Raw genomic sequence first — 21,086 nt, 5'->3', positions numbered from 1 at the left:
TCAATGGTATTATGGGAGTGTGGTAAAAATAAAAGACGATAGAGCAAAAATGAAGAAGGCAAACTACTCCATGATAATTCTCAAGGAGTTTGTGAAAACCGACTTCAAGCTTCGATATCAAGGATCAGTACTTGGTTATTTGTGGAGCGTTCTCAAACCACTTGCAATGTTTTGTATCCTGTATATCATTCTCGTAAACTTTATGCGAGTAAAGGGAGATATACCATATTATGGTCTTTACTTACTTCTCGGCATCATACTGTGGAATATGTTTGCAGAGATTACAAGCAGTAGTATAGGTGCCGTGGTCGCAAAAGGAGACTTGATTCGCAAGGTTAATTTCCCCAAAACGGTCATTATTGTATCATCAACTCTTTCGGCAATGATCAACGTGATCATTAATTTATCAATTGTGGCTGTCTTTATGATATTTCTTGGCGTGCCACTCACTTGGTATCTTCCAACTTTTTTCCTATTTATGCTTGAGATGGCGGCATTTGCCATGGGAATTGGTTTTTTTCTCAGTGCAATATATGTGAAGTATAGAGATATTAATCATATCTGGGATGTAATTATGCAAGCAGCATTTTATTTCACCCCCATTCTTTACCCGTTATATCAGTATGTACCGGCGAGTATCGCTACGATAATGTTAGCAAGTCCGGTTACCCAGTCAATTCAAGGGGCACGATACGCTTTAGTGCCACATGACCATGTGATTACTGCATTTAATACATCCTACCCTCTACTCTTAACGATAGTACCCGCTCTCGTTTCTGTTGCTACACTGGTGTTAGGGTATCGTTATTATATAAAGAAGTCAGCTTTTTTTGCGGAGAACGTATAACATGAGTGCACGTGTCGAGGCCGCTATAACAGTAAGAGGGGTGACAAAAGAGTTTGTCCTCCCAGTAGAAGATACGAACTCTCTCAAGAGAGTAGTAACCACAAATATAAAGAAACGACGCGGGAATAACATATATCGTGTCTTGCTTGGAGTTGATTTCACGGTCAAGAAGGGTGAATTTTTCGGAATCGTCGGGAGAAACGGAAGTGGTAAGAGCACACTGCTGAAAATAATATCTGGTATCTACCAGCCAACAAAGGGATCGGTCAATATAGACGGTAAGCTAGTCTCATTTATTGAGTTAGGGGTTGGGTTTAATCCCGAACTTAGCGGGAGAGAAAACGTTTACCTTAACGGTGCGATTCTCGGTTTCTCGCGGCACGAAATAGATGAGAATTATCAAAAGATAGTAGAATTTGCTGAGCTCGGAAACTTCATGGAGCAGAAACTAAAGAATTACAGTAGCGGCATGCAAGTTCGACTCGCCTTCGCCTGCGCAACAATGGCACAGGCGGATATCTTAGTAGTAGACGAAGTGTTGGCCGTGGGTGATGCTGACTTTCAAAAGAAGTGTTTTACTTACTTTAAGACACTAAAGAATACAGGTAAGACAGTTATACTTGTTACGCATGATATGGCGTCGGTAAGTGAGTACTGTGATAGAGCGATTCTTATCGAAGAGGGAAAAATAGTTGAAAGTGGAGATGTTGAGACAGTTACGAGAGCTTATACCGACCTTTTTAACCCCCTGTTGCATAGCGAGATCGCTCTATCGAGGTGGGGGGATAGAACTGCCTATCTCGATAAAGTGAGCTCAAGAGTTTTGAACGATCAGGGCGAGAGTAAGTCATATATCGAGGTAACTGCTACTATTGTCACCACCGAGAAAATCATAGAAGAAGATATCATACTTGGTTATGCGGTAAAAAACAGCAATGGACAAAAACTTTTTGGCGGAAAAGAACATATGTCAACAACAGAATTGGGCCGTAAGCGGAACAAATCGATAGTTACGATCACTTTTCCTAACATTTTGAATGACGGAGAATACCTTTTTGACATAAGTCTGTATTCACCGGCAAGGGATAGCTATCTCGATTGTTGGATTGATTGTACGCAGTTCATATCCACGCGGAAAGGCGTGATGGGTTATTCGGTAATCAATGAAGGAATAATATCTGTCTCTACTGAAAACAACTCACGCGTGCTTGAATGATGGGCAGTATTTATTTTTATACTCCCATTGAGCCGCTTCAGACGGGTACGGCACATTATATTGATCTTGTCCTGAATCTTCTGGAGAAAAGCCCCTCCAAGACCTCGATAATACTAGTAATTGATAGTGACTTATTCGATCAAGGGGTGAATGAGTATCGAGGATATCAAGTGATCGACTATCGGCAGGTGAAACGCACGGCAGATGACATAACAATCTATTTCCTGGCCAATAACGAGTATCATCGCTACATCCATAGGTCACTACATCATCACCTCGCAAACAACGGACTTGCAGTGAGTGTAGTTCATGAGCCTGCCATGTGGATGAATATCGAGGCGATGTGTACATTGCGCCAGTATGGCTATATACCGGACGACCTAAAATATTTTGCTGCGTATGATTTTGGGTCTGATGTGGAATGGATCGTGAAACAGAATAGGGAAGGTAGATCAGATAATATATTCCCCTACTCAACACTCGCTGCTACACATGTGTATGAACAGAGCGATATCATCGCTTTCCATTCACAGTATGCGCTTGCAAAATACTGTAGTGAGAGAAGCGCTACTTACATATCACGTCGGAAGAATGAGCCGCAGTATATGGTAATTAGTCATGCACCTGAAATGATTTCTCGCGGGGCAATCTCGACTACAAAAAAGAGTAAGTTCTCGGTGGGTGTATTTGGTTGGATGAACCCCTCAAAACAAATCACAGAAATAATAGATGCGTTTGATGAGTTTTACCAAGGCCTTAATAGTAGCGGTAAGAAAAAAGTAGAGCTACGTATTGTTGGGAAAAGTAATCCAGACTATGATATTGCTGCTTACGTCAAAGATAAGTCATCAAGTAATGCCATAATACTGTATGGGTATGTATCTAATGGTGATATGGATAGAATGATAGCCGAAACATCGCTTTTTATGTCACTCCGATTTCCGTCGTGTGGTGAATCTTCGGGGCCACTAACGAAAGCCAATGCGGCCGGTTGTAAGACTGTCGTCTCTGAGTATGCAGCATTCTCCGAGGAGCCAGCAGATTATCATGTGTCTGTTGATAGAGATAAGCAACATCAGCAACTCGTTGATATATTACACGATGAATATCGTGCATTTCCCGACGGACCTCAACGAATGGAGCGCTTCGATCCTTCTGGAAAAGAGTACTATTCAATCCATCACCTACTTGCTATGGCGATAGAGATGGGTGATAATAGAAGGAGATGAGTGAGATAAAAAAAATTGCGAGGAGCTCTCTCCGGTCTATTTCGAAAATAACTCCGCGACGTGTCAAAAAAGGCATGAAGTACGTAGTCGCAAGATTAGCGGGAACAGACGATATTCATTCTTTCATATCCCAGTATTATGGTGATATTGAGAGGTATAATAAACTGCTTGAACGTAAAAGTAATGTGACAGAATACCATGTCGATAAAGTAATCAGGTCAGTTGGAGTCGCACTTGCTGACAATAAACTACGACTACAGGAGCTTGAAAAGAGAATACAAGAACTTGAGGCAACAATTGGAGGTAACGCACATGATCGATCAAAATAGCGTTAACAGCGAGAAGTATTGGGATAAACGTTTCACTGGAAACTGGGACGATGAGCAGGGTGATAAGCAGAGTATCTTTTTCGCAGATATCACACGGGAACTCCTGCCCAAGTGGTTCGTAGATCATGTCAATAACGGCAATCTATCAGTATGTGACTGGGGGTGTGCGGAGGGTGACGGTACTGAGGTGGTTCGCTCTTTTCTCCCTAATAGCAAGATCTATGGTATTGATTTTTCAGATAACGCTATCAAGTCAGCTGCAAAAAAATATCCAAAAATTAAATTTGATGCGGTCGATTTAATTACAGAGAAATATTCTAAACAGTTTGATGTGATATATGCCTCAAACATTTTTGAGCATTTCGAGGATCCATGGGCAACATTTGCGAAAATATCACAGTACGCTTCAAAATATTTTGTTGTACAGGTGCCGTATCGGGAGCCTGTAGACAAAAGAATCCCAGAACACTTCGCCAGTTTCTTTACAGATGACTTCTTTAACCATCGTAGTGACGAGTGGAGAGTTGTTCATATTGCCGCAGTCGACGTATCAAGGAGACAGCCAACGTACTGGGCTGGAAGTCAAATACTAGTTATCTTCGCAAGACAAACCGAAGAGATCCCAAGCGCCGAGCAGGCCGTACAAGGAGTCGCTAGTTATTCAATGAACTACCTCCATGAGCTTCAGGGGGCTATTGAATCAGTAATCACGAAAAAAATTGCTCAAGACGGGGAAATTGAGAGACTGCAGCGCGAGAACAGTACTCAAAAAGAGCAGCTCGATGAGTTATGGCGGATAACGAACTCGAAACGACAACGGGTGGCAAACAAACTAGCTAATACTGTCGGAAAAGTGATGCCAAAGGGGAGCCCTCAACGCTATGTTGCCAAAAGTCTTTATCGATCCGTCCGTGCCGTGAAGCACACGCCGCAATATGTAGGCAAACTGAAAGATCGGCTAGAGATAGTGAGATTTGCTAAGACTCTAAGAATGAAGGCCACTGAACATAAGGCAGTCATTGTTTACTGTGGTATGCCATGGGATAACATTATGAGGCAGCGGCCCCACCACCTTGCAGAGAATCTTTCGAAATTGGGTTACCTAGTCATCTATCAGGATCCAGAGCTAGAGGGTTACAGAATCATTTCACCCGAGCTAATACTTGTTGGCGGTGACTGGTGTATCGATGCCCTCTCGCCAGTACGAGATAAGGTCAATCTCTTTTATCTCTTTCCAGCAGGCTATCCAAAGTCGTTTGCTAAGTTGCAAAGTATAGTTAATAAGGGATTCAATTTGATATATGAGTACATTGATGAACTCGACGAGACCATTAGTGGCGATCTTACGCTCCAGCGCGAGGTATTTGATAGACTAGAGGAACTACATCCGTCCTTCCTTCTTGCCTCTGCAAAAAAGCTTTACGGACAGCTAGAAGAGAGGTTTCCTACAGACAAGCTTCTGCTTAACGAAAATGCAGTTGATTCTACACATTTTGACCATACAAAGTCGGGAAAGGCTCCTGTCCCTAATGATTTAAAGGAGATAGTTGATTCGGGTAAGAGTATTGTTGGATACTATGGTGCGGTGGCTCCATGGCTAGACTACGCTCTCATAAATAAAATGACCCTCGAGTTATCAGAAGTAGAATTTGTATTTATAGGTGTTGACTATAATGGTGGGTTACAATATCTTACAATTCGCGACAACGTTCATTATTTGGGTCCAAAACAGTATGCCGAATTACCCAATTATTCTTCCTTTTTCGATGCCGCGATTATCCCATTTGTAGAAGGCGAAATAGCCAAATCAACCTCACCCGTTAAACTTTTTGAGTACATGGCGATGGGGTTACCGACGGTGTGCACAAAGGATTTAAGGGAGTGTCAAGGCTATGAGGGTGTCTTACTATCTCGGAGTGGTGAAAAGTTTATCGAAAATGTTCAAAAGGCAATAAAACTTCGTAAAAGCACCGAGATGCGGAATACACTATACACACAGGCAAATAATAATACGTGGGTTGCGAGAGCAAAATCAATAGATAAGTTGATCATGCGCCACTATAAGAAAGCGAGGTAGTCTATGAAAAAAGTTCTGATTATATTTGGCACACGTCCTGAAGCTATAAAACTAGCCCCACTTGTTATCGAAATGAAAAAATCACCCGAGTTTGAAGTTAAAGTATGCTCGACAGGCCAACACAGAGAGATGCTTGATCAAGTATTGGAGTTTTTTAATATCACACCTGATTATGAATTAAACGTTATGAAATCGGGACAGAACCTGTTTGATGTCACAGGGTCAATACTGGCAAAAGTCGATCATGTCATCAATGACTTTATGCCCAATGTGATAATCGTTCAGGGTGATACTACGACTGCATTGGTTGGAGCGCTCGGGGGCTTCTATCATCAAATTGATATCGCTCACGTTGAAGCAGGTTTGCGCACCGGTGACATATATGCTCCTTTTCCCGAGGAAGCCAACAGGCTACTTATCTCAAAGCTCGCAAAATATCATTTTGCTCCTACTACTAATGCGCAGCAGGCATTACTCTACGAGAGAGTCCCAGAAGATAATATTTTCAAAGTAGGAAACACGGTGACCGATGCAATCATTGCTGCTACCGAGCGTGTCGAGAGCGACAAGTCTATTGAAGATAGATTTAAGGATATTGATTTTATAAATAAAAAAATAATACTCGTAACTGCTCACCGTCGTGAGAACTTTGGTGAGGGAATGGAAAATATCTGCAGTGTGATTAAGCAGCTCGCCGCCCGGACTGACGTCGAAATCATATTTCCCGTGCACCTTAATCCAAATGTCCGGTCAGTCGTAAATACAAAGCTAAAGGGTGTTGAGAATATCCATCTCTTTGAGCCGTTTGACTACCCTGAGCTTGTGTGGATGATGAATAGGAGCTATATCGTCTTGACCGATTCGGGTGGTATCCAGGAGGAGGCTCCCTCGCTTGGTAAACCGGTACTTGTATTGAGAGAGGTTACTGAGCGACCAGAGGGAGTAGAGGCGGGAACGGCATGTCTGGTAGGCACCGATACCGCAAAAATACTCTATTATGCCAAGAGGCTTCTCGATAATACCGAGGGATTATATGACAGAATGGCAAAAGCAGTGAACCCCTATGGTGACGGTCACTGCTGTAAGCGTATTGCCGGTATACTAAGAAGAAGCTAGCAAGTACGACATGATTCTACTTATACCGGTCGTTTTTTGGGATATAACAAAAAGTAATTAACGGATATTCGACCACCTCCACCCAAGATTTGGCTGGAGGTTTCTCACGGTGTTCATCACGGGAGCTGACTTCAGTCCACTAGCGTCCCCATTGATTTGTACTACCGTAATACCGTCGTAGGCATTAGCAGCAAACATAGTAAGGTCGGTATAGGCGTCGCCATTGATATTTGTAGCTGTGATCTTCAAGTTGTTTATCATCCAGTACTGAGAACTACTAAAATGTTGCTGGAATACTGGATCACCTAAGCCTGTTGCCGAACCGGGAAACAGCCAAAGATTGAATGATTGTCCATCGGGGTAGGTTGATGTAACCGCAAGATCAGCATAGCCATCACCGTTGAAGTCGCCAGATTGAACTGGCGTACAGTATGATATGTGCGGCTCTCGAGTTGCTTTTAGGTAGGTACAGAGGTTGCTATTGTAGTTAGTGATGAGAGGGCGGTCTGGAAGGGTTGTGTCACCGAACCACTCAGTGAAGTAGAGGAAGAAATTCCTATTGCCATAAGCGCTGCAAGAGTCACCCTTTCCATAGCCAGCAGCAAGGGCGGCTGCGTTTGGTTGGTAAGGAGTATAGTCATATAGAGCGGCAGTAGACCAGTTTTGCACGTTGACGATTGTTCCACCACACGATGCATTTGGACTCCACTGAACGTAGTTGGGCCCCATTACATACGGTGAATACCAGGAAGGGCTTTGATCGACGACCGAACGAAATAATCTCCCCGCCCAACTCACCTGGTTAGTGTATCCATTATAAGTAGAGTCACACACCCCTGGTGTACTATCGGGGCAGCCATAGCCAGTAGCGGTTCGGTACTGCCATGCAAGCGGCCATGTATCAGTGACGAGGCCAGTTTCTTTTTGCAACAATACAATGAATACCTGGGGGTTGATGTGGTATTGTTGCGAGACATCATAGATTACTTGAGCGGCAGATTTACCATTTTCGGTATAATCACGTAGACAGGTATATGGCGGCGCCTGCCAGCCTTTGAGCGCTGCGTATTGAGCGTGAGTAAGGTCTGGTCTTCCGAAGTCGCTTGCTGGTTGCGTACCATTTGTGTCGCATGACGGGACTTTGCTATTCAGGAAAGACTGAATATTCGCAACGTTCATCGATGTGTAGTTGGTAAACACGGCGTCATCGATGATTCTCCCTGGGTCAAACGTCGCTGCATTGACAGAAGGAGCGTGAGCAAAGACGCACACTATAAGCAAAAAAGCACTTAGGTAGAGACCTTTTTTCATCATAATTCTTTCTCCGTGGTCGCAGAACCGCTGAGCGTCCCGTCGTCTGTCACTGAGACAGTAATCTTCCATATCCCTGGTGCCAACGAGGTCATTGGAATGTTAAATCCTCGGCAGGTCGACGTACCAGCAAGCGCTTGTGTAGGGGCTTCGGCAGAGTAGGTCTTTTGACCTGGGCCTACCATTGCGAGGTGGCAGGTTGCAGAGGTAGTTACTTTGTCGATCATTGCTCTAATATAGACAACCGTGCCGGGCTGGACGGTTGTGAGGGTAACCCCCAGAGGAGTATCCTTTTTGTCTGTATTCTGCTGGCTGCTGTTTGCGGCGGCTTGTTCTTTTGCCTGTGTGCCTGCTGTCATCTGCTGCTCTGTTGGCTTGGTGTAGTTGATAGTGGAATTAGTCTGGGAAGTACTACTCGAGGCAGGAGAGAATGGCCATTTCTTAAAATAGTACGACGCACCGAGCAATGTAAAAAGCACAATGCCAACGATGGCTGAAAAGACAAGGATGGGTCGTGTTTGATTGCGATTTTGAATTCTCATACAGGGGTATTTATTTTAAATATTGCCTATGTTTATAGTAACACGAAACACTCCAAATGCATAGGGTGGGCGATGAAATTCCCTGCTATCTAGACGGCGCTGCGCTCGAGCCAGTCTTCCCACTCGCTTGTCGGATATTTATCGATGTGGGTAGGGGGACAGTTGCCACCTTGGTGCAGGGTCTCCAGATGTGAAACGAGGCTGGTTAATCGATATAATTCTATGCCTCTCGAGCCCATTCCCTGGGTTCGTTCTGTTAGGGAGCGTAGGTGCTCCAAATAGGGACAGTCATGGTCCCGGGTCGGATCACTTGCTTGAGCGAGTAGTTGTTCATGACTTTTCATTGTTGCCTCCTACCACCCAGATAGATTGTATTATCCTACTAGTATATGTCGAAATAGGAGTAATAAATAGGGGGCAACTTCTACATCGTCTACTATAATAGATATATGATCACTATTATTATCGCCGGCGGATCAGGGACGCGTCTTTGGCCGCTCAGTACCCCTGATAAACCAAAGCAATTTCTGTCCATCGATGCAACAGGGAAGTCGCTGCTCCGAAAAACGTATGAACGCGTCAGAGAGTTTTCGCAGGCCACCTATGTTGTGACGAGTGCACCAATTGCCGAAGAAACAAAGCGCCAACTGCCCGAAATCGCAGATAATATCGTGGTAGAGCCAGCGCGAAAAGGTGTGGCGAATGCGCTCTATCTAGGAATTCGTCGACTGTTGCGGGATGGCTACTCTGATGACGAACCAGTATTTATCCTTTGGTCCGACCATCTTATCCGTGATACAGAGACGTTTGAACGTACCGTCAAGGAAGCGGAGGCTGCGGTACAAGGCGGTGCAAAACTAGTCCAATTTGGTATCATCCCCACTTATCCATCAAATCAACTCGGATATATCAAAAAAGGCGGAAACCAGCATGGCAGCAATGTCTACGCGATCGAATCCTGGAAATATCAGCCCGACCAAGAAACGGCTAATGGCTGGTTTGAGTCGGGACAATATCTATGGAACGCTGGCTACTTTGTGTCGACGGTGCAGTACATCATGGGTGAAATAAAACGCGAGAGTCCCGAGAGTTATGCTGAGTATCAAGCGATCGTAGAGGCGGATGAAGGGGAAATCGAGGAGGTATATACACACCAAGAGGGCGCAATCTTGGACCATGTGCTCTCCGAAAAAATGAAAGGCGCACATGTTGTCGCCTGCACCTTTGACTGGATCGACATAGGGAATTACCAGGACCTCTATGCAGTTTCGGCACATGATGCGGATGAAAATACTATCCGAGGGATGGCTCGGGTTTTCAATGTGAATAACAGCTATATCGCCAATATGACGTCCATCCCCGTGGCAGTGATCGGGCTTAATAATGTTGCAGCCGTGGTGACCGATGAGGGGATTGTCGTGGTGGACAAAAGCCAGTCACGCAGCGTTGGTGATGTAGCTAAACAGATACAGACTAGTTGATCAATTTGTTGTAATTCCTACATTTATAGTAATTCTATTAATTTTGCGCTATCATACGTAAAGCATAAGACGGTACACTCACTACCCGTGAAAGGACAAATGACATGTGCGGAATCGTAGGATATATCGGCAAAAAGCCAGTTCAGCAGCTACTCCTTAATGGACTCAAACGGCTCGAGTATCGTGGGTATGACAGCGCGGGAATTGTGACGCTTGATGTGACCGGTAAGCCAACGCTCCTGAGAGCAAAGGGTAAAGTTGTCGAGCTTGAGGCAAAAGTACGTGAACACAGGACAAGGGATAGTGTCGGTATCGGTCATACTCGCTGGGCAACTCACGGTGCACCGAGCAAGCGAAATGCCCACCCGCATAATGCCGGAGACCTCTATCTGGTTCATAATGGGATTATCGAGAACTATTTGGAATTGAAGAACACATTGTCAAAACGTGGCTATGACTTCAAGAGTGATACTGACAGCGAAGTGCTGACGGCGCTCATTGACTCCCTGTATCAAAAAAACCATGATTTACTTGAGGCGGTGAGCGGAGCGCTCCAGCTAGTAGTAGGGGCGTATGGTATTGGTGTAGTGAGTGATAAAAATCCAGACGAACTAGTCGTTGCCCGCAAAGGCAGCCCGCTCATTGTGGGTGTCGGTGAGGGCGAGGTGTTTGTGGCGAGTGATGCTAGCGCACTACTTGGGCATACTGACAGAGTAATTTATCTCCATGATGGCGAGATCGGACTGTGCACCCGTGACGGTGTACAACTGTATGATAGCGAGGCACATGCCGTCGAGTCACAGATCGAAACGCTCGAGCTTGACCTTGAGGCAATCCAAAAGAAAGGCTATAAGCATTTCCTACTCAAAGAAATCTATGAACAGCCAGAGAGCCTCCGTTCAACGCTAAGCGGACGGGTTCATACTGATACGATGACCGCGAAACTAGGCGGCATCAATATGACAAATGAAGAGCTGCGTGCGGTAAAAAATGTCATGGTGATAGGCTGTGGAACCGCCTACTACGCTGGTTTGATGGCGGGGTATATCGCCGAGCAGTTTTTGGACGGTGTGACGATAAACTCCTATATCGCTAGCGAACTTCGCTATCGATCGTTTACGGTTCCAGATAATACGATTGCGCTGATCGTCAGTCAAAGTGGTGAGACTGCTGACACACTCGCCTGTCTACAAGAATTGAAGCGACGCGGAGTAAAATGCCTCGGTGTCGTCAATGTTGTCGGGAGTACCATCGCGCGCGAAGTCGATGGCGGCGTCTATGTGCATGTCGGCGCAGAGATAAGTGTTGCCAGTACCAAGGCCTTTACCTCACAGGTGGCAGCGATCGTCATATTCGCGCTGATGATGGCTTCGGCAAAGGGGGTGAATCCTAAAGAGTTGAGTCAGTACATCACGGAGCTTGACCAGCTACCAAGTGAAATTGAGAAAGTGATAGAGAAGTCAGTTGGTGACGTAAAAAAAGTGGCAAAAAAGTATGCTAGCTATGAACATGCCCTCTATGTTGGTCGTGATGCACTCTTCCCCATCGCTCTTGAGGGTGCACTCAAGCTCAAGGAAGTCAGTTATATTCATGCCGAGGGGTATGCCGCGGGCGAACTGAAGCACGGTCCGATCGCGCTGATCGATGACCGGTTCTTTGAAGTGTGTTATCTCCAGGATAACTGGCTCTACGAAAAGACGCAGAGCAACCTGATCGAGATGAATGCGCGCGGCGCGCATGTGATTGCTATCACTGACACTGATCGGCGGGTGGCGGCTGAAACTGTCATTAGGCTGTCAACCAAGTTGACACTCCTCACTCCCCTTGTATTCAATGTTGTCTCGCAACTCCTGGCCTACTATATGGCAGTTGCCAAGGGAAATGATGTCGACCAGCCGCGAAATCTTGCCAAAAGTGTTACGGTTGAGTAGTTATGCCGTCTGGTGTTTGAGCCAGACCTTAAGATGATGGAGACCAGTCATTGTCTGACAATCGTTAATTCCTCCATTCAAAATCAATTCGTCAACTTCGTCTAGGGTAAAAAAACGCTCGCCGGCAAAGGTTTCATCAGATATCTCACGTTCGCCGTCAGTTCGGTGACCGCGAGCAAGGTAGGTTGCCATACGTTCGGTCATCAGGCCGTTGCAGACATAATCGGTTCCGAGCAACTCCCATGAGTCGGCACGAATACCTGTTTCTTCCTCGAGCTCGCGCTTTGATGCATCAAGTAACTGCTCACCATCACCACCCCCGCCCGGTAGCTCCCACCCCCAAGAGTTCGATGGGTAGCGAAAGGCTCTTAGTAGAAATACACGGTTGTCTTCGTCAAGTACCGTCACCATCACCGAGTCGCGCGACCGCATATAGCCATAGATGCCGGTCTGACCATCTGGTGTAATAGTTTGGTCTTCGTGGATGGTGATCCAGGGGTTTTGGTACACAACTCGCGAGCTTGTCGGTGTTTTCGATGGTATTTCGTTCATAGACTCCTTATCCTTTATAGTTATCGAGTACAATTTTGCGCAGTTTTGTCGCGAAGAGTCCTGCGTCAAACCGTGTCGCTGTGCGGCTTAGTTTGCTTGGGAACCAGTGAATAGTGTCGGCGCGTTTGATGGCGCTGACGACGTCCTCTACGGTCTGGTTATCAAACAACACACCTGTTTCGCCGTCGGTGACGATATCGAGTGTCCCGCCATTACGATAGCCGATGACGGGCGCACCTGCCGCAAGCGCTTCGACAGTGACGATACCAAAGTCCTCATCAGAGGGGAAAATAAATCCCTTTGCATGATTGATCGCTTCTTCGAGTGCAGCATCTGAGGCATCACCAAAGCGATCAGTGTAAAACGATACAGTTGGTCCCGCTAATGCGACGAGCTCGTCGTGCATTGGGCCATTACCGTAAACTTTGAGCGGAACACCTAATGTAGTACAAGCGCTCACGGCGAGATCAAAGCGCTTGTTTGGCAGCTGGCGACCCATGGTTACATAGTAATCACCACGGGTGCGCGCGGGACTAAAACGCTTAGTCTCGACTGGCGGGTAAATGACAGTTGAAGGTCGGCCGTAATATTTTTTGATGCGGCGCTGTGTCTCGGTTGAATTGGCGATAAATACATCAACGCGCTGCGCGGCTTCGTAATCTCGTCGGCGCTGACGAGGAACCATGAGCGGCATAAGGAGCTTGATGAAGGGGCTGAGCGGTCCGTAGGCGGGGTTCTTTCTATACAATTCGTAGTGACTCCAGTAGTAGCGGGCAGGTGTGTGGCAATAGGAAATAATTTTTTGATCGGGACGAGCTTTTTGAACCTGATTTGCATTGAGATAGGAGCTGGTCAGAATGATATCGTAGTCGCTGAGGTCGAGACGGCGAAAGGCATTTGCTGCGAGCGTCGGAAAGAGGCGATAGGCCTTTCGTAGAAATCGCGGTAATTTTTGTAGCCACGTCGTTCGCACATCTGCGTCTTGAAAGGCCGGTACTCGCGACGCATCATACAGTGCGGTGTAGATCGGTGCGTCGGGAAAAAGCTTGTGCATAGCGAGCACGACATTTTCGGCGCCTCCCATGACACTGAGAAACTCGCAGACGATAGCGATTTTTGGAGGTTGCTTCATATATCCAGTATACCTTCTATGACCGCATACTTGTATGAGATAAACACGAGGGGTAGTATAGGTGCATAGTGATGTTCAGACAGATACCTACTGGGAGACTAAAAGCATTTGCGGGAGTGATGGCTGTATTTTTGCTTGTGGCAGTGTTCTCGATGTCGGTATATGCTGCGGAAATAGATTGGGCCCAAGGCAAATTCACCGTCGCTTCAGCTGTCGAGCGCCCCGCTAGCCAGCAAGAGCGTGTCGTTGATTGTAATGATACGACAATTGACTATAAAGAATACGATACTGATGAACTAAAGCAGATAGAGGCCTGCGTGACAGCGGGTGATGGTGTACAGATTGCTCATAGCATTTCCTCGGGGCGTTACTACATAGCGACACCGACGAGCGGGACGTTTGTTGCACTTCAATTTTACGGCCACATGAGTCTCATACCAGGTACGACACGTGTGGTTATGGATATCAACAGTGAATTGTATATCGTCTACAATATCCTGGCACATCTCGATTCACATCCATCATGGGATACACATCGTATCTACTCGCTCAATCTTGCTGAGCGAGATTTCCCCGCAGCTGGGGTACAACAGGGGATCACGCGCTACGGCATTTCCCGTAATGGCCGCTATGTCGTCTATAATGCCGGTGATTCGTATGGTGTTCCAGGCAAACTTATCCGCTACGACATGGAGACAAAAGAAAACAGAGTCTTTGGTGCTTCGCCCTATTCCTCCATATATAGTGGTTATCCAGTTGCTGCATTGGGTGTCAGTGATGATGGGAGTACGGTGGTCGCGGGCGGTTCTACGGACTTGAAGTTTTGGCATATCACCGATAGTTGTTTGGGTCCGACCGAACCGCAAGGGCCGATGAACGGCTACGACACCTGTCCGTACAAACTCTATTCGCAATCGGATTATGGCCTCATTCAAGGTCCTGATGCCTGGTATCCTCGGACTGATGACTTCCATTTTGATGAAACGGGTAGTGAACTGCAATTTGGCTATCACGGCGGGGCTTCAGTGCAGCGTACGGTCACTCTCTACGCTCCAGGACATGTCGACGACCGCCTTGATTATCTGGCGCTCGGTGATTCGTATAGTAGCGGCGAGGGAGATACAGAGCTACAGCCAAATGGTAATCTAAAATACTACCGAAACCACACTGATGACAACGGCTATAGCGTTGTAGGAGGCGATCTAATACTAAATCGGCCGGTTGAAAAGTGTCATATAAGCACGAGGTCGTACCCCTATATGCTTGCAACGGGTATGGAGCTAGGTAGTCCCTACAACACGCTTCCTACAAAATGGCAGTCGATCGCTTGCTCTGGTGCGACGGCCTGGGATGTCAAAGAACAGGGAGTAGATGACTATATAGGGCAGGGTGGTAGGCTCAAAGGCTATGACTATGGAGCGCTCAAAGCACAAGCCCTCAATGAATTTATACCTGGTAGGCAAAAACAAATTGAATTTGTGAAGAAGTATCAGCCAAAGGTGATCACGCTGACTATGGGTGGAAATGATGTGGATTTCGGAGGAAAAATAAATATATGTGTAAGAAAGATAGAAACCTGTGATTACGCAACTACGCAATGGCGCGAAAAGATGAAGAACGAACTCATTGGACAATTTGAAAACCTGAGTAGCCTTTACTCTGAGCTGAGTGCAGCTTCTGTTAACAAAGCCAAGGTATATGTGTTGGGCTACCCAATCTTTATCAACGGTAACCCTTATGCAAAATGCACAAATACCTTCAACCTTGACTCTTCTGAACGTGAATTCATCAACAACTCTATCATCTACATGAATAACATCATCGAACAAGCTGCCAAAAAAGCCGGAGTAAAATATATTAATATAGAAAATGCGTTTGGCAACCACCGACTTTGCGACGTGGACTCTCAACATGTAACCGCAATAACTAATATTTTTGGCGCAAATGGCAATGAACAGCAAGAAGGCTTTCACCCAAATCATTTCGGACATGTCGATATAGCAAATGCAGTCTGGGATGCAGTGGGCGGACAGAGTCTCCTCGACTACCAGACGTGTAGTGATGCATCGGTGAAAATTTGCCCAGATAGCTCCATCACTGCTGCTGACGCTGTCGTGCCGCCGTACTTTACTGAGGGAGTGCCTCCGGATGATACAGAAATCCATTACTATACACTCACGAACGGTACATTAGTCAAAATGACAGAAACTCTAAACGTAAATTCAGGAAAATACAAATTTGCATCTGAAACAAAAGTCGATATCACCCTCTACTCTGACCCGACTTCACTTGGGCAGGTTACTGCTGCGTCCGATGGCACCGCATCAGCTCAAATCACCATCCCATCATCAGTCCCGGCCGGCTACCACACGCTCGTCATGAGGGGTATTGGAGCAGATGGTAAGCCGCTCGAATTGTACCAAACTGTCGAGGTGCGTGGACCCAACCCGAATGACATCGACGAGGATGGTATCGACGACTCTGTAGATAAGTGTGCCTATATCACACCGCTCAATATCGATGCCGACCACGATGGCATAGACGACGCTTGTGACCCAGAGGTAAACGTGCCTGAAGCTCCGTACCGCGTCCGTCTCGGCGATCCTGCACGAATCTACGCTGGTGCTCCCGAAAAAGACAACTATCTCTATCTCGAACGTAGAGTCAACGCCACTACACTTACTGGTGTGAGCGGTGACAATGATCCTGATGGTGACGGTTGGGCTATCGTTGGTGCGAGTAGTGGCAGGACGTACAGTCTCGCTGCTCCTAAGAGCATCCCAGATACTGCACCGTATGCTAATTTCACCATCAGTAACTATGATCCGGTGGCCACTACTGCATCAGCTAGTCCCATCATCCCTAGTATCTATCTTCGTGCTGGCGACTACGGCTGCGTAGAGTACAAACCTACTTCACTCAGCAAAGTCCTGCCGGGTGAAGTCCGTACCCTTACGCTCACTGCCCAAAGTCTGACGGGCAGCGCCAACCACTGCCGCTCTGAACCCGCCACTGCTGACGCCGATCACGACGGTCAGCCCGATAATGCCCAGCTACTCTATCAGGCGCGTAACGGCGATGCCTTGAAGGGTGAAGACCCCACCCGCATCTACCTTTTCCGCAACTTCTACGCCGCTGAAGCCCAACTGGGTATCACTGACTATTCTCCTACCGGCACCCCAGCTAATACGCCGGACAAAGCCATCCAGCCCATCCAAGCATGGAACCTATTAGCTACGAGTAAAGATGTTGGCTATAGCCCCGTAGTTAGTAAACTTGCTATAGTACAAGATAGTATGAACATTCCTATCCCCTATATCTCCGCTAAAAAACATACCAAAGACAACCCTAGCTCCAGCATCTGTATTACTTACAAACCCGATACTATCACCCAAATAAAACTTGCCACTCAGTCCACCAGACAGCTACAATTACTAAAATGGAAAGATATTCCAGGAGGAGTGGGGTGTGGGTAAGGAAAAAAATAAAGCTTCATCGATAACACAAGTTAATGCTATAGCAATGATAAGCCTATTAGTTTCAATAGTTGTATTTTTTGTCAACGATTATATGGGTGCACGATCTGGGGTCGATCAGAGCCATTTAAACAACTTTACCCTTGTGGTACTATTTGTAAGCGGTATTACCAGTATTTTCCTATTGGTAAAGAAAAGAGCAATCGTACTGACAACAATAAGTTTACTTGTAGCGCTAGGACTGTTCATCTATACTCTCATCTCTATGAGCATTCGTATTACTTTTTAACAAACGAGAAGCCTAAGCTATATAGCTAACAAGACAACTAGTACTAATGGAAAATGGAAAGATATTCCAGGAGGAGTGGGGTGTGGGTAGAAATAATAATAGCAATCGGTTAAAACCAGCTCTCTTGAAATTTGGATATGTACCAGTTGTTTTGTTGAGCATTGTGATGATTGTCGCCGAGTTAAAAGTCGGTCGTATTGAAAGCGATGAAAAGACGCTTCATGCCTGGTTTCAGTCGATATTACTAACTAGTATCGTATTTGGAATCGCTATGATATATTTTGCACTGATGGCAAAACATGTGACAAAAAGAGTCCTATATATATTTTGCCTGCTGGTGTGTATGGGAATCGGGCTCCTATCATACGTAAACGCTTGGTTTTTTGGCTAGCTCTATTACCTATCGTGCTCCGGTTTTGCGTAGCACCACACCGATAGTCTTGAACAGGATACGGAGATCGAGCCAGAAGCTCCAGTTCTGGGCGTAGTAAAGTTCAAGCTCGATGCGCTCATCGAAGCTTAGTTCGCTCCGCCCGCTGACTTGCCACAGACCCGTAACGCCACTTTTGACACTATGGAGGAGCGCGGCGCGGCTCGAACTAAACTTCACCTCCTGTGGCAAGATAGGGCGAGGCCCGACGAGGCTAAGATCACCTCGGATGACATTAAATATCTGAGGTAGCTCATCGAGCGAGGTACTACGAAGGAACCGTCCAAATGGAGTGACGCGCGGATCGTCCTTCACTTTGCGATTTTTTCGATATTCCTCGGCGAGGTCGTGTCGTCCCATATCTTCGAACTCGAGACTTGCATCCTTTTTGCCGTACTCGGGTCGCATGGTGCGAAACTTGAGTAGCAAAATAGGTTTACTAAATTGGCTAAGACGCTTGCTGATATAGAATACCGGGCCGGGGTTGAATAGTATCTGTAAGAGCGACAGCACCGCGAGGATAGGCAGGATAATTATCAACATAACTAGTGAAGCGAGGAGATCAAAGATGCGCTTTGCGATGGCGCCCCATCCTACAAGTGGCGTTTGGCTCACTGTGATCATGGGATAGCCGAGAAAGACATCAACCGTATTTTTACCGGTATAAAACTCAGCCTCACCCGGAATGAAATTGTACTGAATGTGGTTGATCTGGGCAGCACCAAGGATGCGTTGATTGCGTTCCTCACTATCGTAAAGGTCGGTCTGGATGATTGTCGTAATGCCGAGGGTGTGGATTTGCTTGAGCGCGCTATCGGTAGATGAGAAATGCTTGATATCGAGGCCGACGGGAACACAGTGTTTCGGACCAGCTAGTGCAACAATTCGATAGCCGGACTTCTGGGTAGAAGACAATGCTTCGGCAATATCTTTTGTTGCGCTGGAGTTGCCGACGATGAGCACTCGGCTAATTCCCTTGCCGTAGCGATAGAGGAGGCTACGAATGATGCGCAATAGCTCGCGAATCACGATGACAGAGAGTACCGAGCCGACAAAGACATAGAGAGCCACGAGACGCGCAGGAAATATGTACATGCGTGTTGCGTATTCCCATCCGATAACGAGAAGGATTCCCATCAATGTGCCAAGCAGCACCCTACCCCATTCAACGAGTCGGCGATTGTAGATATTGGCGCTATAGAGGCCCATCGAGGCGTAGGTAAGTACCCAAATCGGTGCAATACAAGCGAATCCCACAACGTAATCACGCCAATAAACGGTATGGAGCAAGTCGCGATGATCTATCTGTGTGCGAACATAATACGCAATGAAGAAAACGATCGCCAGGACAGCGAGATCGGCAGCGATGAGGATGAGGCTATACAATTTGGTGTTTTTTGATGGCATAATGTAGCGATAGTATACCATTTTTCGGTACAATAGGATAATGAAGCGCGTGCTGCTCGAATATCTACCGTCTTGGCTCCTCCTGATTATTTTTGGACTCATCGTTTTGCATGCGCCACTTATTGTAGCTGTCGGCAGTCATTGGCCGTCATTGGCACTTGGTATCAAGGCGTGGAAAGAACTACTGATGATAATTGCTCTCGTGCTACTCGCTGTCGCGGTGACACAGCGAGGCCAGTGGCGGACACTGCTAAAGGACAACTTGATACGGCTCATGCTGGCATTTGCTGTACTTCATGGTGGTGTTGCCTTACTGAAACCAGTCACCTGGCAGTCGCTTGTGGCAGGACTCTCCATCGATCTCAGATATCTCCTTTATTTTTGCCTTGTCTATGTCTTTCTCACACTCTATCCGCGGTATAAGCAGCAGTTTATAACCATTGGCATAGCAGGTGCCTTGGTCGTACTAGGGTTTACTTGCCTCCAACTCGTATTACCGCACGATGCCCTCAAGTATCTTGGCTATAGCTCGGCCACGATCGAGCCATATATAACGGTCGATAAAAATCCTGATTTCGTGCGCTTCAATAGTACCCTGAGGGGCCCCAACCCGCTCGGTGCCTATGCCTTGATTGTACTTGTGGGGGTGGTCGCATTCGGTATGAAATATGGTCGGACGGTGCGTGATCAACGTATGCGGTGGCTGCATGCATTTTTGGCAGTTGGTAGCATCATAGCGCTCTGGGTAAGTTACTCGAGAAGTGCCTGGATCGGTGCTGCGGTGGGGATACTCACAGTGGTGGGCGCTCGCTATGGCAAACATCTTGATGCCAAAAAATGGTCTGTTCTAGCAGTAGTCACCGCACTCTTAGTCGTAGGGAGTCTACTATTGAAAGACAGCTCATTTTTTAGGACAGTGATTTTGCATGACAGCCCAACAACGGGTGCCGCAGTTGATTCAAATACCGCGCATGCTGCCTCGCTGGGTGATGGACTTAATCGCATGCTAGCGCAACCACTTGGTAGCGGAGTAGGCAGCACGGGATCGGCATCGTTGATGGGCGGTGAGCCATTGATTATCGAAAACCACTATTTATTCGTCGCTCACGAAGTCGGTTGGCTGGGACTTGGTCTCTTTATCTCCATAATGATTGTTACACTGCGGCGTCTATGGGCACGGAGGGCAGACTGGCTGGCGCTCACTCTTTTTGGCAGCGGCATCGGACTGAGCGTGGTTGGATTATTGTTGCCCGTATGGGTAGACGATACGGTATCGATCATTTGGTGGGGTATGGCAGCGGTGGTACTAGCAAAAGGAGAAACACATGGAACGACCAACAAAAAAGCAACGCGAACTGCTTAGTTTTATCGACGGATTCATAAAAGGTAACGGGTATGGTCCGAGCTATCGAGAAATTATGCGAGCGCTCGACTACAAATCAGTGAGCACTGTGGCAACGCATATTGATGGACTTATCGCACGTGGTTGGTTAATAAAAAAAGATAGCAGTGCTCGTACACTTGAAGTCGTTAGTAGTATCGGTACTCATGTTGCACAAAATCATCCAAAGACCGCTGAGCAGGAAATACGCACGAAAATCGAAGCATTACGCGGTCAGGGCAACGAGCAGTCTGCAAAAGAGATCGCTACGCTACTCGAGTCACTCAAGATTCTTGGGTATGATATTCCCGAGGATAAACTCGCTTAAAACAAAAGCAGT

At 46.6% G+C, this 21,086-nt stretch carries 18 protein-coding genes; 12 read left to right on the top strand and 6 right to left on the bottom strand.

The window, feature by feature from the left end; all coding sequences use genetic code 11:
- The first annotated feature begins 19 nt into the window (after positions 1-19).
- From L336_RS02600 to wecB, 6 genes are all read left to right on the top strand, one after another.
- The gene (locus L336_RS02600; RefSeq protein WP_128569611.1) at positions 20-847 is read left to right on the top strand and encodes an ABC transporter permease; all 828 of its coding nucleotides are present in this window, start codon (positions 20-22) and stop codon (positions 845-847) included.
- A 1-nt stretch (position 848) separates the two neighbouring features.
- Complete coding sequence (locus L336_RS05640) at positions 849-2,063, top strand: ABC transporter ATP-binding protein (RefSeq protein WP_015641663.1); 1,215 nt, start codon at positions 849-851, stop codon at positions 2,061-2,063.
- Entirely contained in the window at positions 2,060-3,292 is a 1,233-nt protein-coding gene (locus L336_RS02590; protein WP_015641662.1) for a glycosyltransferase family protein, read from the top strand. Before L336_RS05640 ends, L336_RS02590 begins: the two co-directional genes overlap by 4 nt.
- Positions 3,293-3,366: 74 nt before the next feature.
- Positions 3,367-3,621 carry a hypothetical protein gene (locus L336_RS02585; RefSeq protein ID WP_128817284.1) on the top strand — a complete coding sequence of 85 codons (255 nt, stop codon included), beginning with the start codon at positions 3,367-3,369 and terminating at the stop codon, positions 3,619-3,621.
- Positions 3,605-5,698, top strand: a complete 2,094-nt coding sequence (locus L336_RS02580) for a methyltransferase domain-containing protein (RefSeq protein WP_015641660.1) — start codon at positions 3,605-3,607, stop codon at positions 5,696-5,698. The genes L336_RS02585 and L336_RS02580 overlap by 17 nt, the downstream gene beginning before the upstream one ends.
- A 3-nt stretch (positions 5,699-5,701) precedes the next feature.
- Positions 5,702-6,814 carry a non-hydrolyzing UDP-N-acetylglucosamine 2-epimerase gene (wecB, locus tag L336_RS02575; protein WP_015641659.1) on the top strand — a complete coding sequence of 371 codons (1,113 nt, stop codon included), beginning with the start codon at positions 5,702-5,704 and terminating at the stop codon, positions 6,812-6,814.
- Between the two features lie 57 nt (positions 6,815-6,871).
- Here the strand turns inward: wecB and L336_RS05635 are convergent, their stop codons facing one another.
- The 3 genes from L336_RS05635 to L336_RS05825 all read right to left on the bottom strand — a co-directional run bounded on the left by L336_RS05635 (position 6,872) and on the right by L336_RS05825 (position 9,011).
- The gene (locus L336_RS05635; protein ID WP_015641658.1) at positions 6,872-8,128 is read right to left on the bottom strand and encodes an FG-GAP repeat protein; all 1,257 of its coding nucleotides are present in this window, start codon (positions 8,126-8,128) and stop codon (positions 6,872-6,874) included.
- A complete protein-coding gene (locus tag L336_RS02565; protein WP_015641657.1) occupies positions 8,125-8,667 on the bottom strand; it encodes a hypothetical protein in 543 nt (180 codons plus the stop codon). The genes L336_RS05635 and L336_RS02565 overlap by 4 nt, the downstream gene beginning before the upstream one ends.
- Positions 8,668-8,756: 89 nt before the next feature.
- Complete coding sequence (locus tag L336_RS05825; protein WP_015641656.1) at positions 8,757-9,011, bottom strand: hypothetical protein; 255 nt, start codon at positions 9,009-9,011, stop codon at positions 8,757-8,759.
- Positions 9,012-9,116: 105 nt separating this feature from the next.
- Between L336_RS05825 and L336_RS02560 the strand changes: the two genes are divergently transcribed.
- Together L336_RS02560 and glmS are read left to right on the top strand one after the other, a co-directional pair.
- Positions 9,117-10,148: a mannose-1-phosphate guanylyltransferase gene (locus L336_RS02560; protein WP_015641655.1), complete on the top strand. Its 1,032-nt coding sequence runs from the start codon at positions 9,117-9,119 to the stop codon at positions 10,146-10,148.
- A 104-nt stretch (positions 10,149-10,252) separates the two neighbouring features.
- Positions 10,253-12,079, top strand: coding sequence for a glutamine--fructose-6-phosphate transaminase (isomerizing) (gene glmS / locus L336_RS02555; RefSeq protein WP_015641654.1), 1,827 nt, complete (start codon positions 10,253-10,255; stop codon positions 12,077-12,079).
- On the opposite strand, the gene L336_RS02550 is transcribed toward glmS, so the two are convergent.
- Both L336_RS02550 and L336_RS02545 read right to left on the bottom strand, forming a co-directional pair.
- Positions 12,080-12,631 carry an NUDIX domain-containing protein gene (locus L336_RS02550; RefSeq protein ID WP_015641653.1) on the bottom strand — a complete coding sequence of 184 codons (552 nt, stop codon included), beginning with the start codon at positions 12,629-12,631 and terminating at the stop codon, positions 12,080-12,082.
- A gap of 7 nt (positions 12,632-12,638) precedes the next feature.
- Positions 12,639-13,763: a glycosyltransferase gene (locus L336_RS02545; protein WP_015641652.1), complete on the bottom strand. Its 1,125-nt coding sequence runs from the start codon at positions 13,761-13,763 to the stop codon at positions 12,639-12,641.
- A gap of 71 nt (positions 13,764-13,834) precedes the next feature.
- Between L336_RS02545 and L336_RS02540 the strand changes: the two genes are divergently transcribed.
- Positions 13,835-17,239, top strand: a complete 3,405-nt coding sequence (locus tag L336_RS02540; protein ID WP_015641651.1) for a GDSL-type esterase/lipase family protein — start codon at positions 13,835-13,837, stop codon at positions 17,237-17,239.
- Positions 17,240-17,574: 335 nt separating this feature from the next.
- Positions 17,575-17,919, top strand: a complete 345-nt coding sequence (locus L336_RS02530; protein ID WP_015641649.1) for a hypothetical protein — start codon at positions 17,575-17,577, stop codon at positions 17,917-17,919.
- A 9-nt stretch (positions 17,920-17,928) separates the two neighbouring features.
- On the opposite strand, the gene L336_RS02525 is transcribed toward L336_RS02530, so the two are convergent.
- On the bottom strand, positions 17,929-19,365 hold the full coding sequence (locus L336_RS02525; RefSeq protein WP_015641648.1) for a sugar transferase: 1,437 nt from the start codon (positions 19,363-19,365) through the stop codon (positions 17,929-17,931).
- A 40-nt stretch (positions 19,366-19,405) separates the two neighbouring features.
- Between L336_RS02525 and L336_RS02520 the strand changes: the two genes are divergently transcribed.
- Positions 19,406-20,728, top strand: a complete 1,323-nt coding sequence (locus tag L336_RS02520) for an O-antigen ligase family protein (RefSeq protein ID WP_015641647.1) — start codon at positions 19,406-19,408, stop codon at positions 20,726-20,728.
- Positions 20,691-21,074, top strand: a complete 384-nt coding sequence (locus L336_RS05630) for a LexA family protein (RefSeq protein ID WP_015641646.1) — start codon at positions 20,691-20,693, stop codon at positions 21,072-21,074. Before L336_RS02520 ends, L336_RS05630 begins: the two co-directional genes overlap by 38 nt.
- Positions 21,075-21,086 lie beyond the last annotated feature (12 nt).

The sequence above is a fragment of the Candidatus Saccharimonas aalborgensis genome, assembly GCF_000392435.1.
In the GTDB taxonomy this organism is placed as follows: Bacteria; Patescibacteriota; Saccharimonadia; order Saccharimonadales; family Saccharimonadaceae; genus Saccharimonas; species Saccharimonas aalborgensis.
This window is presented reverse-complemented; position numbering and strand designations above follow the sequence as displayed.

What these genes read in the sequence shown, in the direction of transcription:
- L336_RS02585 (WP_128817284.1), top strand. Translation starts at nt 3,367, where the DNA reads ATGAAGTACGTAGTCGCAAGATTAGCGGGAACAGACGATATTCATTCT.
- L336_RS02520 (WP_015641647.1), top strand. Translation starts at nt 19,406, where the DNA reads ATGAAGCGCGTGCTGCTCGAATATCTACCGTCTTGGCTCCTCCTGATT.
- L336_RS05630 (WP_015641646.1), top strand. Translation starts at nt 20,691, where the DNA reads ATGGAACGACCAACAAAAAAGCAACGCGAACTGCTTAGTTTTATCGAC.
- glmS (WP_015641654.1), top strand. Translation starts at nt 10,253, where the DNA reads ATGTGCGGAATCGTAGGATATATCGGCAAAAAGCCAGTTCAGCAGCTA.
- L336_RS02525 (WP_015641648.1), bottom strand. Translation starts at nt 19,365, where the DNA reads ATGCCATCAAAAAACACCAAATTGTATAGCCTCATCCTCATCGCTGCC.
- L336_RS02550 (WP_015641653.1), bottom strand. Translation starts at nt 12,631, where the DNA reads ATGAACGAAATACCATCGAAAACACCGACAAGCTCGCGAGTTGTGTAC.
- L336_RS02540 (WP_015641651.1), top strand. Translation starts at nt 13,835, where the DNA reads ATGTTCAGACAGATACCTACTGGGAGACTAAAAGCATTTGCGGGAGTG.
- L336_RS02560 (WP_015641655.1), top strand. Translation starts at nt 9,117, where the DNA reads ATGATCACTATTATTATCGCCGGCGGATCAGGGACGCGTCTTTGGCCG.
- L336_RS05640 (WP_015641663.1), top strand. Translation starts at nt 849, where the DNA reads ATGAGTGCACGTGTCGAGGCCGCTATAACAGTAAGAGGGGTGACAAAA.
- L336_RS05825 (WP_015641656.1), bottom strand. Translation starts at nt 9,011, where the DNA reads ATGAAAAGTCATGAACAACTACTCGCTCAAGCAAGTGATCCGACCCGG.
- L336_RS02545 (WP_015641652.1), bottom strand. Translation starts at nt 13,763, where the DNA reads ATGAAGCAACCTCCAAAAATCGCTATCGTCTGCGAGTTTCTCAGTGTC.
- L336_RS02565 (WP_015641657.1), bottom strand. Translation starts at nt 8,667, where the DNA reads ATGAGAATTCAAAATCGCAATCAAACACGACCCATCCTTGTCTTTTCA.
- L336_RS02530 (WP_015641649.1), top strand. Translation starts at nt 17,575, where the DNA reads ATGGAAAATGGAAAGATATTCCAGGAGGAGTGGGGTGTGGGTAGAAAT.
- L336_RS05635 (WP_015641658.1), bottom strand. Translation starts at nt 8,128, where the DNA reads ATGATGAAAAAAGGTCTCTACCTAAGTGCTTTTTTGCTTATAGTGTGC.
- L336_RS02580 (WP_015641660.1), top strand. Translation starts at nt 3,605, where the DNA reads ATGATCGATCAAAATAGCGTTAACAGCGAGAAGTATTGGGATAAACGT.
- L336_RS02590 (WP_015641662.1), top strand. Translation starts at nt 2,060, where the DNA reads ATGATGGGCAGTATTTATTTTTATACTCCCATTGAGCCGCTTCAGACG.
- wecB (WP_015641659.1), top strand. Translation starts at nt 5,702, where the DNA reads ATGAAAAAAGTTCTGATTATATTTGGCACACGTCCTGAAGCTATAAAA.